The sequence below is a fragment of the Stenotrophomonas sp. FW305-3-2-15-E-LB1 genome (assembly GCF_058787375.1).
Window position 1 is genome coordinate 1 of sequence record NZ_JBYSZR010000012.1, and the last position, 14051, is coordinate 14051.

Here is a 14051-nt window from a genome sequence, read left to right on the forward strand (position 1 = left end):
CCGGCCTGACCGGCCATTCGCGCCACAAGCTCATGGTGGCGACCGGTCGCCTCCATGCCAACCTGGCACCGCGGAGGCAGGGTCTTGAGCCATTTGGCTATGCCGGCCTTGGTATTCGGGATTCTGTCACCGGCCTTGCAGTCGACCACCGCTGGCACGAGCTCCTTGGAGTCCACGTCCAGGCCAATCTCAAGAGAATCGGACATTTGCACTACTCCCAGCTATCTTTAAGGGGCTGGGGTGGTACCGCACCGACGTTAGCTTGCCTACATCGACGATCCCCTTTTTGGGGCCGTACGATCCTTTATCGACGTTCGTGTGCGGGATGGGGATCGCTCGACTCGTCTGTCGGCTCGACTCCGCAGATGCTTGCTTGACGGTCCCTCCACCCTGGCTCCTACATACCTCGTGGGAGCCGGGAGGAACATACAAGCTTGCTCGACTGCTGTTGGAAAGAGCAGTCGAGCAAGCTCGACTCTACAAGAGCGCAGCCGAGCATGGTTCGGCGCTACAAAAGAAGGTCAGCGGAACTGCAGGGTCAGCAGGAAGTAGCGGCCCAGCGGATCATCCAGCCCGGCCATCTGCCCGCCGCTGCCAACCAGGTAGTTCACCGGCGCGGTGTCCAGCACGTTGTGCACGTCCAGCGCGGCCACCACGCGCGGGCTCAGCTTGCGTGCCACGTGCAGGTTCCAGCGCAGCTGTGCCGGGTTCATGCAGCGGCGATCGTCGTGCTGTTGCTGCGGGCAGTCCTCACCGGCCAGCCACGCACGCGTGCGGCCGACACGGTTGCCACGCAGGGCGATGTCCCACGAGGGATTCTGCCACTGCACATTGACGATGCCGGCGAACGTGGGCGTGGCGTGGCCGCGCAGGTCCACTGCTTCGCCATGCGCGCGGTCCCGGCGCAGTTCCTGCTGCTTCAGGCCATCCAGCGAGAACAGCCACTGCCCATCGCGGCCGGCATCGATGCGGTATTCGCCGCGCAGCACCCAGTTGCGCGAGGTGGTGCGGCCGATGTTGTCGAACGACAGGCGCAGGTCACGCAGGCGGCCCTGCTCATCCAGTTCCCACGTGTCGGGGTTCCACAGTGCATCGCTTGGCTGCAGGGCGAGGATCTCGTTGCGCAGCTCGACGATGTTGTGGGTCAGCGACAACGAGAACGCATCGGTGGGCGTCCAGCTGGCCGCCAGCGAATGGCTGCGCGAGGTCTCGGCGCGCAGTGCATCGTTCTCCACCACATCCACTTCCACCGCGCAGCCACCGCCGCGCAGCGGTAGTGCGCACGGCGGCAGGGTGTCCGATGCAGGCAGCGCCAGCAGGCCGAAGTAGGCCGGCGGTCGCCGCCGCTCGAACAGGCTGGGCGCACGGAAGCCACGGCCGCTGGCCAGCAGGAACGACCAGTGCGGGCTGGGGCTCCAGCGCAGGCCGGCGCGCGGCGAGAACGCGCTGTCGCCATCATCGCGGTCCAGCCGTGCCGCCAGGTCCAGGCGCAGTGTCGAGGCCAGCGGCAGGCCGACTTCGGCGTAGGCCGCACTGCTCGGCCGCGACAGCCGGCGCTGCTCCAGCGGCAGGCCCAGCGCCAGCTCGCCCTTGCCCAGCAGCGGATCGGGCAGCGACGTCCAGCGTTCCTGGCGCAGGTCGATGCCGGTGGCCAGTTGCGCCTTGCCGCCGGGCAGGTCCATCAGTTCGCGCTGCACGCCCCACCAGCCCTGCAGCTGGCTGGTACGGCCGCGGTTGCGGATGTCGGGGAACAGTTCGTCGGCCAGGCCCGGTGGCAGCGTGGAAAAACCGGGCAGGAAGTCCAGCGCGAGCGCAGCCTCAAGCAGCCGTTCGCTGCGCACGGCGCCTCCGGTACGCAGGTCCACCTGGCTGCGTTGCGCGCTCAGGCCGGCCTCCCAGCTGCGGCCACTCTGGTCGCGGCCGATGCCCACGGTCAGGTCGCCTTCGCTGGCCCGCACCCGCGGCTGCACCTCGCCGCCCTCCTGCAGCACCACGTTGAGCAGGGCGTTGCGGTTGAAGTTCAGTGCGACTGCGGTCGGCCCCAGTTCGAAGCGCTGGCGGTTGTGGCTGGCGCGCGCCTCGACATAGGCATAGCGGCCGTCGCCCCGCTCGTGGCGGTAGCGCAGGTAGCCGGCCACGGTGTCCGATGCCGGCTGCAGCGAACGCGGGCGCACGCTGTCGTACCAGCAGCCATCCTCTTCCTCCTGCAGCGGCGCGTGGCATTCGCTAGCCGGGTAGTAATCACCGTTGGCCAGGATCAGCCCGATCGGGTACAGCTCGCTGTCGGCATGCCAGCGGCGGCGGTCACCGGCGACGTGGCGCAGGCGATGCAGGTCGAGGCCAGCGAACCAGCGGTCACCGTTGTCGCGCACGCCACCGGTGGCGGCCTGCACGCGGTGCTGGTCGCCGTCGCCGCGGCTGCTGGCGCCGGTCTGCAGGGTGGCCTCCGGCCCATCGGCCTGGTCGCGCAGGATGATGTTGACCACGCCGGACATCGCGTCGGCACCGTAGATGGCCGATGCGCCCCCGCGCACCAGTTCGATGCGCTCGACGAAACTGAGCGGAATGCCGCCCAGGTCGGTCAGGCCACCTTCCTCCAGCGACACCATCGGGTAGCGCGGCAGGCGGCGGCCGTTGACCAGGAACAGCGTGGCGCGCGGGCCCATGCCGTCCAGGCTGGTGGTGGCGGCGGCGCCCACCGGCAGGTACAGCGAATCACCGCCGCGCGAGGTGCTCAGCGGCGGGTGGCCGTTCATGCCGGGCAGGTGGCGCAGTAGATCGAACAGCGTGCCGTAGCCGCTGCGCAGGATGTCCTCGCGTTCGATCACCGTCACCGGCAGGGTGGTCTGCACCGAGCTGCGTGGCAGGCGGCTGCCGGTGACATGGATCGGTGCCAGTTCCACCTGCGCCGGCCGCTGCGGTCGCGGCGGCGGGGCCGGCACGACCCGGGCAGGCGGTGCCGCAGCCACGGCATGGCGGCGCAGCACGAAGCCACCACTGGGGGTGCGCAGGATGTTGACCGGCTTGCCGGCCACCAGCGCTTTCAGTGCCGCGGCAGGTTCCTGCGGCCCCTGCGTGCCGGGGGTGCGCAGATCGGCCAGTTCGCGTGCATCGAACACCAGCGCCTGGCCGCTTTGCCGGGCCCACTGCTGCAGCGCCGGCACCAGCGGGCCGGCGGCGATGCGGTACTCGGTCGCTGCGGTGGCGGGCGCATCTGCAGCAGCCGTGGCGCCGGCCAGGGCAAGCCACATCAGGACCATCAGGCCCTGTCGCAGTGCCCCGGGGCTGGGCATCCGCGCCGCCTCAGTAGGTGCGGCGCAGTTCCAGCGCGCCATCCTTGCGCGGCTGGCCAGCGATCGACCACCCCAGTTCCAGGGCGGACAGCAGTTCGTGCGCATCGCCGGCACGGAAGGTGCCGCTCACCGCCAGGTCGGCGATGTCCGGGTCGGCAATCACCAGCGGCGTGCTGCCGTAGCGGTTCATGCGTTCGACCACGGTGGACAGCGGGGTGGCGTCGAACACCAGCCGGCCCTCGGGCCAGGCTTCGGCGGCGGCGGTGGTGGACAGTTGCGGGCCGGGCTGGATGCGGCCGGACGGCGACACCTGCAACTGCTGGCCGGGGGCCAGCGTGTGCTGGGCGCTGCCGCTGGTCACTTCCACGGCGCCTTCCAGCAGCGCCACTTCTACCCGGCCATCGGTCAACCGCTCGACCTGGAAGGTGGTGCCGATATCGCGGATGCTGCTGCCGCCGGCCTGCACCCGCAGCGCGCGCGCGGAGGCGGCCACCTGCAGCTGCACGCGGCCACGCTCCAGTTCCAGTTCGCGCTTGCGCCAGCCGAAGCGGGCGCTCAGTGTGGTGCCGGCATCGAGGGTGGCGACGCTGCCATCGGCCAGCGTGCGCACCTGCGGCTGGTGGCTGGCGTTGGCGTAGATCTGCGGCGTCGGGTTGCCATCGGTGAAGACCATCCAGCCGATGCCCACCGCCAGGCAGACGCCGGCCGCAGCCGCCACTGAAGGCAGCCAGCGGCGTACCGGCACGCGGGCGGCACGGGTAGCGGCGGTGCGCAGCCACGGGTCGCCGGACAGGCCGGCACTGCGCTGGTGCAGCGTCTCGGCCTGTGCCCAGGCGCTGACGTGGGAAGGGTGCTCGGCCAGCCAGTCCTCGAACGCTTCGCGCTCGATCGACGTGCAGTCGGGGGCTTCCAGCCGGGCTACCCAGGCGCTTGCGCGCTCGAACAGCAACGTGTCATCCATGTAGGCGTCGCGGGTCACTCACTATCTCCATCAGTGTGGAGAGGATTGCTGCCCAGCTCCTTGCGCAGGCCCTGGAGGGCACGGGCGATGTGTTTTTCCACCGTCTTGGCGGTGATGCCGCAGTGCCGGGCGATCTGTGCGTAGCTCATCCCGGTGATGCGGTTGAGCAGATACACCTCGCGGGCACGTTCGGGAAGCTTGAACAGTGCCTGTCGCAGCAGCGCGATCATCTGGCCGGATTCTGCCTGACGCAGTGGATCGGGAGAAGTGCCTTGCGGCTCCTCGCTGCCATCGCGTACACCCAGCGGCAGGTGGCTGCGTGCCTGCGAAGAACGCCCGCGGTCGGCCAGGCGGTTGCGGGCGATGCGGTACAGCAGCAGGCGCAGTTCGTCGGTGCCGTGCCCGCGGTAGCGGATCAGCCGCTCCATGCTGTCCTGTGCAATGTCCTCGGCATCATCCGGGCCGACGCCACGCATGCGCAGGAAAGCGCACAGCGGCGCGCGTTCCTCGCGGATGAAGGCGATGAAGGCATCCGGAACCCCGGCCGGGTCCGGCGCGCGACGGGGCAGGGGGGAGGGGGCGGACAGGGGAAGGGCCTCGAACGACAAACGCGTCATCGAGTTTTACAAGACGATGACCCAAGGGGGAAGTCCGTGTCGTATGCCAATGCGTTATGTGAACGCATTCATATTTTCGTGTGCGATGCACTGGGGGAGATCGGCGCGCTGCGGCGTTCTGCTTTCGTCCCGCGTGGTGCGGGTTTGGAGAGAGAGACCGCAATGAAGCATTCGAAGTTGAGCCTGGCCCTGGCCGGCCTGGTGGGCATGGCAACGCTGGGCGCGATCGGCAACGCAGGGGCGATGAACTACCACGTGCAGGACGACCGCGTCGTCCTCAGTGGTGGCGTCACCTTCGCCGACGTGGTCGCGCTGCCGGCCCTGCTGGCCAAGGCACAGGCCGAAGGCCGGCCGATCCGCGAAGTCGTGCTGCGCACCTCCAACGGTGGCGCGCTGATTGCCGGTGAGTGGCTGCAGGCCATCATCCGCACCAACGGCCTGGACACCATCGTGTCCGGGCACTGCATCTCGTCGTGCTCGATCATGCAGTCCGGCGGCGTCAACCGTTACCTGGCAGGCGATCTGCCGACGGTCGATTCGGTGCAGATCCACGCCGCCAGCAGCGGCGGCCGCATCACCTACGCGCCGTCGCCGCGCATGACCCAGATCTACACCGACAACTACGGCGGCGGCATGGATGCCGGCCTGCTGCACAAGGCCATGTATGAAGTGGTGGCGCCCAACGGCCTGCTGGTGTTCCGCGACCCGGCCCGCACCAACGGCACGTCGGTCAGCTTCGATCCCGATGGCAGCGGCCGCAGCCTGCAGCTCTTCCCGGGCCAGGACATCTACAGCAACAACATCATCACCGAGGCCGGTTACCGCAACCCCGGCGATACCCTGACCGTCGCCGGCAACGTCAGCGGTGACATCAACCCGGGCTACATGTCCACTGCCCGCCAGCTGCAGGCCTTCGTCGAGGACGATTTCGCGCGCTGGAACGATGCCGAGTACGACACGACCTACATCAACTATGCGGTGAGCATCTACAACGCCGCCAGCAACGGCCCCAATGGCATCGGCCGCTTCTCGGTGCAGGATTACCTCAATGACCCGGGCATCCAGCAGGAACTGCTGGGCCAGCTGCGCCTGGGTGAACTCGATGCCTCCGCGCTGGCCAACTCGGCCGGCGTGATCCGCGTGGCCAAGGGCGGCACCTGGCGCACCTCGGCCACCACCGGCGCCGATTTCATGCTGGTGGACGGCGGCACCATCGCCCTGGAAGGTGGCGCGCTGCGCGCACCGGAAGTGCGCGTGATGCCCGGTGGCATGGTGGTCGGCCACGGCGACATCGCGTCGCTGGAAACCGATACCGATGCGCTGCTCGGCGCGACCGGCCCGTCGCTGCGCGAGGACGGCTTCAACCGCCTGCGCGTGTACGGCACCCTGATGCCGCGCGGTGGCGACCTGGTCACCCATGGCTACGTCAACATCATGCCGGGCGGAAACGTGCTGTTCGATGTCACCGAAGCCGGTGGCAGCGATACCGGCCGCCTGCGCGTGGGCACCTTCTTCGACGGAGGCCAGACCGACGGCGCGCTGGTGATCTCGCCCGGCGCGCACCTGGAGTTGAACGTCGCCCAGGGCTTCTATGCCGGCAACTACCAGCGCGAACTGGTCACCGGGCCGATCTACGAGGACGGTTTCGCCGACGCCGTGCGCCTGGGCGATACGGGCTACAGCGCCAGCATCACCGACAACGAAGTCTTCCGCCCGCGCCACAACTCGCTGCTCAGCTTCAACATCAACCAGACCGAAGACGGCCTGTCGCTGACCGCCAACCCGGGCTTCGACCAGCTGGCACAGCTGACCGCCAGCAACGGCAACCAGAGCCTGGGCGTTGCCCTGGCTGCGGCGGGTGACCGCCAGGATGCCCGCCTGAAGTCGCTGCTGGGCGCGCTGCAGTTTGCCGACCGTGATGTCATCGCACAGCAGGCTGGTGCCCTGCGTGGTGACGGGCACGCCACCCTGCGCCTGGCCGACAACGCCCTGCTGAGCAGCATCGGCAGCGTGGTGACGCAGCACCAGGCCGGCCTGCGCAGCGGCAGCGGTGATGCCGGCGGCCTGGCGGCGCAGGCGGCACAGTCGGCTGCAGCGCAGCCCGGCATGGCCAGCGGCAGCCTGTTCAACCAGCTGGCCATGCATCTGGTCGAGCCCGCCGCGCAGGCGGTGGCCGGCACTGACAGCGGCGCCGGTGCGCGCAACCACGGCTTCTGGGGCCGCGGCTTCGGCAGCCATGGCCGCATCGATGGCGAAGGCGGCGTGGCCGACCTGAGCCACACCGTGGGCGGCATCGTGCTGGGTGCCGATACGCGCGTGGCCGATGACCGCGTGAGCCTGGGCGTGAGCGTGGCGGCGGCGGACATGTCGACCAAGGCGCGCGATGGTTCCGGCTTCACCGGTGACGTGCGCGCGCTGGATATCGGTGGCTACCTCGATGCCACCTACGCGCGTGGCTACCTGTCGGCCGCCGTGCGCTACACCGACCTGCGCCACGACACCCGCCGCGGCATTGCCGGCATCGACGGCCTGAACGATTCGCTGCGCGCCAAGTACAACAACGATGCGATCTCCGCGCGCCTGGAGCACGGCTTCAGCTTCACCACCGGCAACGGTCTGGTGGTGCAGCCGCTGCTGCCGGTGGTGGACTACGCGCGCACCTCCGCCACCCGCTTCAACGAAGGGCAGGGCGCGGGCGCACTGGCCGGCCGTGGCGACAGTCTGGAAAGCATCCGCGTGGGTGCTGGCCTGCAGCTGTTCAAGACCTTCAACCGTGCCAACGGCGAGCGCATCACCCCGCGCGCGCGCGTGGTCTGGCAGAAGGAACTGGGCGACACCCAGGCCCGCTACAGCACCGGCTTCGCCGCCGCCCCGGACCTGGTGTTCGGCAGCAGCAGCCAGACCCTGGGCGAACAGGTGCTGGCCTGGAACCTGGGCGTCACCAGCCGTGCCAGTGACCGCCTGTCGGTGATGGTGGACTACGTGGGCGAGCGCCGCGATGGCCAGGTGCAGAACGGCGTGATGCTGGGTCTCGGCTACGCGTTCTGAGTAAAGGGCGCACCGGCGGCAGCAGTGCCGCCGGTGCGCTATGGTCTGCGCAGGATTCCCGTGCAGGCCCGCCCATGCAGATCGCCGTCTTCAGCGCCCGTCCCTACGACCGCCGCTTCCTGGAAGAAGCCAACGCGCGCGATGGCGCCGGGCAGGGCTTCCGGTTCGTCCACTTCGATGCCGCGCTGGACGTACACACCGCCGCGTTGGCGCAGGACTGCGACGCCGTCTGCGTATTCGTCAACGACCGCCTTGATGCCCCCGTGCTGCAGGCGCTGCACGCGCTGGGCGTGCGCGCGGTGCTGCTGCGTTGCGCCGGCTTCAACAATGTCGACCTGGCCGAGGCCGCACGCCTGGGCCTGTTCGTCGCCCGCGTGCCGGCCTATTCGCCCGAAGCCGTGGCCGAACACGCGCTGGCGCTGGTGATGACCCTCAACCGGCAGACCCACCGCGCCTACAACCGCGTGCGCGAAGGCAACTTCATGCTGGATGGCCTGCTGGGCCGCACCCTGCACGGGCGCACGGTGGGCATCGTCGGCACCGGCAAGATCGGCCTGGCCACCGCGCGCATCTTCCGTGGCATGGGCTGTACGGTGCTCGGCCATGATCCCTATCCGTCGGCGGATTTTGATGGGGTGGGGGATATGGTCGCGCTGGACGAACTGCTGGCGCGCGCGGACATCGTCTCGCTGCACTGCCCGCTGACCCCGGACACCCAGCACCTCATCAACGACGCCTCGCTGGCGCGCATGAAGCCCGGCGCGATGCTGGTCAACACCTCGCGTGGCGGCCTGGTGGATACCCACGCGGTGATCCGCGCGCTGAAGTCGCGCCGCCTGGGCCATCTGGCCATTGACGTCTACGAGCAGGAAAGCGCGCTGTTCTTCCAGGATCTGTCCGGCGAGATCATCGACGACGAGGCCTTCCAGCGCCTGATGACCTTCCCCAACGTACTGGTGACCGGCCACCAGGGCTTCTTCACCGTGGAGGCGCTGCAGGAGATCTCGGCCATCACCCTGGGCAACCTGGCCGATTTCGCCGCCGGGCGAGCCTGCGCCAACCGGGTAGGGGCGGATTGACCAGCGGGGTGGGCTACCCGTAAAATCGCCTGCTCAGCCGGAATAGCTCAGTTGGTAGAGCGGCGCATTCGTAATGCGTAGGTCGCAGGTTCGACTCCTGTTTCCGGCACCAGTTGTAGAAAAGCCCCGGCCTTGGTCGGGGCTTTTTTGTGCACTGGTAGCGCCGGGCCATGCCCGGCGGAATGTCGGCCCCAGTAGTGCCAGCTCATGGCTGGCAGCCCCCAATTTCCGAATCTCGCAGCCCGCCCGGCTTCCCAGGCGCTTAGCGCCGCGCCCTGTTCCTGATCTGGAAACCGCACCCGGTCATTCCGGTGCTATGAATGCCCGGCCTTTTTTGACCCGAATCCGGAACCTTCACGAACGAGCTGCGCAATCGCGGCAAGAAGCGCGTCCGTCCCACCATGCTTGTTTTGGCTGACCTGCCGCTGCATGTCATGGGACCAGATCGCTCAGTGCTCATGCTGAGGGGGCGAACTCGGTTTGCAGCATCCCTGGTCTGGAAGTACGCAGGAGCTTCAAAAATCATGATGGAGTTTCTCATCGAATCCCTTCGCCGTTCTGTTCTTTGTGGTTCGCTGGCGAGAGAGGCGGCTTTGGCTGGCAAGCGGCTCAGGCTACTCAGTCTTCTGCCAAAACCGAGTCCCCGCGCCACACCATCTGCCGGTGGTAGGTAAGGTAGGGGATGTTGGCTGGACGAAGTCTGATGCGGATCCCTGTATGGATCCCTGCTGATGCAGCGTCCTTTGTGCAAAAGCTCGATGCTATGAGGATCTGGCCGTCATCTTTGAAACTGATAAGGCCTGCGTCGAATGCAGCATCCATGTTCGCGGAAAGAAGAAGACCGTTGTTTGAGGATACGCGATCAAAATTACTCGACACCCGCCAAGGTTTGATATGAGAAGCGCGCAGCAACGCAGGATTGGAGCAGCCTGTGGCTTGGCAGTTGGTCCATTCCGCGATCAGATCGCTCCGGAACTTTCCTTGCCCGCGTCGCGCCAGTTTGACAGTTTCCAATTCGGTTGGATTCGATGGAAGGTCAGAGGCGGATGCGATGTCATCCTCTGCGGATTGAGGCGGCTGGCCATCTGCGCCAATAAGGTAATCCAGGAAGCCGTAGAGATCTGTGCGACTTGAGAATCCAAAATCAAGGCCGTAGTTTGTTGTGGTCTTTCCCTTGTTGTGACGCCTCGGGAATCCGCTGTAACTAGTATTGTGGACGAGGTGGTTTTTTGATGGCTTGACTCCCGGCAGTCCGGTCAGGATCGACATCCTGTCCCCATGCCTTGGGTGGATGACCAGTGGGTCTTCGTTGTTGTGCTTGACGTATGCGGTGAAGTTTCGCGAGGTCAATTTCCAGCCTTCGGAATAAGCTTTCTTTCCATCATCGATCCGGACGAACCCATACGCCAAGAGTGCGTTCGCAATTTCCTCCCACCCCATCCAGCTGTGTTTCATCATGCTTTTCCTAAGTCCGGGTCAGGGTAATTCTGCGCGGATTGGTTCCGTAAGCCAATGCTCTACGTGTTATGCGGCGTAGTTTGATGTGGTCAATTTCAAGGCGCGCTAGGGATCTGGCTTCATGGTCAGCGGCATGTCGCTTTCTGCATGCTGCAATTGGCCGAGATGTCGCATGGGGCTTGGCCGTGTAGGTACGCTTTGGAGATCCTGCAGGCTAGTGCATAGCCCATGCGGAGTGCTATCAAAGTGCATGTGCCCTGAGCTTAACGTTCACCATGCGGGTAGCGGTCTATGAGTCTGTGCCTGCAGTCGTAAGGCATGATTGCTTTGTAGGAAGCGCATGATGGTGTCCGACCTTGTGCGGGCAGCAAAGTAGGTTCGCCGTTCAAGTCTCACCCCCTGCGACCGCTGTGCTCAAGGATGCACCATGCAATCACGGGACGGCTACATGGATCGTTGGACGTGGATGATGGTAAGGATGTATGCCCCCGCACTTGCGGCTTTCGCGCTGGGGTTGCTGCTGACGCTGCCTCTGGGAATGCTCCGGGAGAGTCCGGTGCTTGCAGGGGTGTATGCGATGGTGCGATGGCTCCCAGCGTTGGCTATCGCGGTATCGGTCACCCTTGCACTTGGCGCTACTCTAAGGCTTTGGCATTGGGATCAAGGGCGCAGCGCTTTGGTTTGCGAATGCGGTGGCTTGCTGGGACGGGAGCGTCCTGGGCGTTTTGGCGCATATCGAAAGTGTCTTGCCTGCAACCGCAACGTCAATGAGAGGTACTACACGTAGGTTCGGTTCCGGGGCGCATACACCGCAAGCCGCTGTCCGCCTCGAAAGCAGGCGTGGGCACCACCTGGCTTTCCCTGGCGCTTCACGGGCCCGAATCGGCTCAATGTGGCGGCTCCCTGGCTTACAAGGCACTTATCGGTACCCTGGCTGCCAGTTGGGGTTGGCTAAGTTGTTGTTCCAAGAGGTGTCCGGTCATCTGTGGTGTCTTGGGTAACTGCATCAGTACTGCAAAGCTCCTTGCCGTCGCAGCCCTGTGCTCTGACGCGAAGTGAGGTGAATAGTCGATTTTGACCGATTTGCCCTTCGCTGAACCAAGATGCCTGCTGCGGTTGAATACACTTACTAAGTTCTGGCGCCGATTACCGTCAGTGTTCCGCCTACGCCTGCAACTTGGTGGGCCGCGCTGTTCAGTAGAGTGCATAGCTGGTAATGAGGCTTGGTGCTGGATTTATTTCGAAACGCTTTGCGCAGCGTGTGCGGCTGAACAATGACAACGTGAACATTGACTCTCGCGGCACTCCATTTCGCGACTGCATTGACAAAGTCGTTGGCATTGGCGTGCGATGTCACGCCGTTCGTAACTGTCCACGTGGGCTTTGTGTTTGTCGTGCCGATGCGACTGCTCAGTGCCGCCAGCAGGTTTGCCTTGTTAAGGTGATTGATGTTCTTTATGGCTTGGTTGATGACCACGTCATGTGCGGATACCGAAATCAACCGTGTGGGCTGGGCGGAGTTCGCGGCTTTCACGTGGATCAATGTTAGGTGGTGATGATTGTCTATGGTTGTTGCATGGAGAAAATCGGATATTTCCCCGGATCCGTCGTCGCAAAGCAGCCAGTCATTACTCGACTTCATCCCTATGTGAGAAAGACGCTTCGCCTTTGATCCCTTGCATATTGCCAAGTAAACCCAAGAGAACAAAGAGTCTTCTCCTGGGTTGCCGATGTTAGACAGGAACGCGCCTATAGCTGGGGCGATCGGCTTCTCTTTAGTCAGGTCGAAGTTGGAGAAGTCTCCCCAGTACATTCCATTAAAGGGAGCGTTCTTGTAACTTATTTCGTAGCATGCTCCGCCCGTGATCGAATGGCCGCTGTCGTACCATGCTTGTAGTAGCGGTGGATGAGAGAAGATGCGGGCGAACTCTTGAAGCTTTCCATTCTGCCGTGGCTGGACGCCAACCTTGGTCGCCTTGAAGCCAAGCTTTCCGGAATTAAGGGTCGGCTCGGCGTGTAGCTCGCCGAGGTAGGATCGGAGTCCGTTAGTCCTGTGGTGAACCTTCAGTCTGATGATGTTGTCTTGGGCAATCTGATGGATAGGCTCGAAATCGTATTCCTGCCTCAGCTTGTTCAGTAGAGATGATCTTCCCGTACCGAGGGTAATGCCGCTCGGGTTTTCGCTATCGACTATGCTGAAATCAAATAGCCCCTTCATTGCGGCGGTGTCACTAATGGGGTGGGATACGATTTCAAGCGGTTTGCTCGAGACCTTTCCTTTCGCCTTTCGGAGTATTTCAGTGAGCGCGTTACATGCTGCTAGGAACTCGGACCATGTGTTCATCCGGTACAGCCAGAGGTAGGATTCGCTCAGGTTCACACCGAATGTCCGCTCCGTGCGAAGCAGCTCTACATTGCCTCTTAGCGAATTGTACGAGTAGCTTTGATCGCCGCTTGGGTCTAGTGCGAGCTCAAGGTTGGAGCCAGTTATTGCCTTGCTGTCCGCCTTGACAGCGGTGCGATTGTGTATGCCGTGCAGCCATAGTGTCTTGACGGTACTTCCTTCAATGAAGGCGTAGTTCAAGACGTCACGCGCAATCTTGCTTACATCAAAATTGTCGGAATCTAAAAGATCTAGGATTTCATCCTTCACTTCATTGTCTGAACAGTGAAAGATGAAGTATCCATTGACCAGGCCTACGCTGAAATAGGCATGGGTTGTCTCCAATACTTGGGATCTAGGAGCCCAGTGAGGTGGGCGTTGATAGGAGAAGAAGCACGTGATGTAACTCGAGCCATCTGCGGAGTCTTGGTCGTGTGCTGTCCATTGTGCATGGAATGCCTGGCTGATTCGCTTCTTTAGTCTCTGCACAACAAGGATCAAGCCGCCGGGCTTGTCTGAGCGGGCTAAAACCACGCCACAGTAGGGCACGATGTCGTCAGTTGTGAGCATTGCTTCTCCGCATGGTTGCCCCCTAGCAACGCAAGATGCTTTCCGTGCTTCCTGAAAGCGGATAAGCGCAGTTTTATCCTTGATTGTGATGTGCGTCAACTTTTGCTCTTGCGCGCCTCGGATGCCTTGTGTTTAAGGATGGTTCTGCCGTTGCCGGGGTGAGCGTGGGGTGTGGGGAGCTGCCTTCTTGAGTGCAGCTATTCCTTTCCCCAAGTGCTTGGGGCAGGGCAAGGCCACTTCTGCGATTGAGGCTGGCTTAGTTGGCGCCTAAAGCAGAGGAGCGCTGCTCACACGACTGGCGCCGCGGACAGTGCCCATCTCGTATTCGGAGTGCTTGGGGCGAGCCGGCCCGCGTAGCACGTGGTGCAAGCGACAAAGGGCTACGGCCCTCAGAACGTTGTGTAATTTCTAAGTGATTGATTTGGTGGCGCATTCGTAATGCGTAGGTCGCAGGTTCGACTCCTGTTTCCGGCACCAGTTGTATGAAAAGCCCCGGCCTTGGTCGGGGCTTTTTTTTGTGCCCTGGTAGCGCCGGGCCATGCCCGGCGGAATGCCGGCCCCCGTAGTGCCAGCCCATGGCTGGCAGCCCCCGATTTCCGAATCTCGCAGCCCGCCAGTCCTTTCGGCTTCCCACGCGCCCGG

Annotated in this window: 7 protein-coding genes, 1 tRNA gene and 1 pseudogene; 3 read left to right on the forward strand and 6 right to left on the reverse strand. The window is 64.1% G+C overall.

What is annotated here, in order from left to right:
* The 4 genes and pseudogenes from AC3WL7_RS10750 to AC3WL7_RS10765 all read right to left on the reverse strand — a co-directional run.
* Window positions 1-206: pseudogene (locus AC3WL7_RS10750) on the reverse strand (IS110 family transposase); the annotation flags it as partial.
* Between the two features lie 315 nt (window positions 207-521).
* Window positions 522-3293 carry a TonB-dependent receptor plug domain-containing protein gene (locus tag AC3WL7_RS10755; protein WP_492750241.1) on the reverse strand — a complete coding sequence of 924 codons (2772 nt, stop codon included), beginning with the start codon at window positions 3291-3293 and terminating at the stop codon, window positions 522-524.
* 10 nt (window positions 3294-3303) lie between these two features.
* Window positions 3304-4254, reverse strand: a complete 951-nt coding sequence (locus AC3WL7_RS10760; protein WP_492750308.1) for a FecR family protein — start codon at window positions 4252-4254, stop codon at window positions 3304-3306.
* Window positions 4255-4268: 14 nt separating this feature from the next.
* Window positions 4269-4730 carry an RNA polymerase sigma factor gene (locus AC3WL7_RS10765; protein ID WP_492750309.1) on the reverse strand — a complete coding sequence of 154 codons (462 nt, stop codon included), beginning with the start codon at window positions 4728-4730 and terminating at the stop codon, window positions 4269-4271.
* 303 nt (window positions 4731-5033) lie between these two features.
* On the opposite strand from AC3WL7_RS10765, the gene AC3WL7_RS10770 reads away from it, so the two are divergent.
* From AC3WL7_RS10770 to AC3WL7_RS10780, 3 genes are all read left to right on the forward strand, one after another.
* Window positions 5034-7919: an autotransporter domain-containing protein gene (locus AC3WL7_RS10770; protein WP_492750242.1), complete on the forward strand. Its 2886-nt coding sequence runs from the start codon at window positions 5034-5036 to the stop codon at window positions 7917-7919.
* A gap of 74 nt (window positions 7920-7993) precedes the next feature.
* A complete protein-coding gene (locus tag AC3WL7_RS10775) occupies window positions 7994-8998 on the forward strand; it encodes a 2-hydroxyacid dehydrogenase (protein ID WP_492750243.1) in 1005 nt (334 codons plus the stop codon).
* 36 nt (window positions 8999-9034) lie between these two features.
* Window positions 9035-9110 (forward strand) — tRNA-Thr (locus AC3WL7_RS10780).
* 506 nt (window positions 9111-9616) lie between these two features.
* Here AC3WL7_RS10780 and AC3WL7_RS10785 read toward each other — a convergent pair.
* Both AC3WL7_RS10785 and AC3WL7_RS10790 read right to left on the reverse strand, forming a co-directional pair.
* Window positions 9617-10453: an HNH endonuclease gene (locus AC3WL7_RS10785; protein WP_492750244.1), complete on the reverse strand. Its 837-nt coding sequence runs from the start codon at window positions 10451-10453 to the stop codon at window positions 9617-9619.
* A gap of 1132 nt (window positions 10454-11585) precedes the next feature.
* On the reverse strand, window positions 11586-13409 hold the full coding sequence (locus AC3WL7_RS10790) for a hypothetical protein (RefSeq protein ID WP_492750245.1): 1824 nt from the start codon (window positions 13407-13409) through the stop codon (window positions 11586-11588).
* Window positions 13410-14051: the final 642 nt, after the last annotated feature.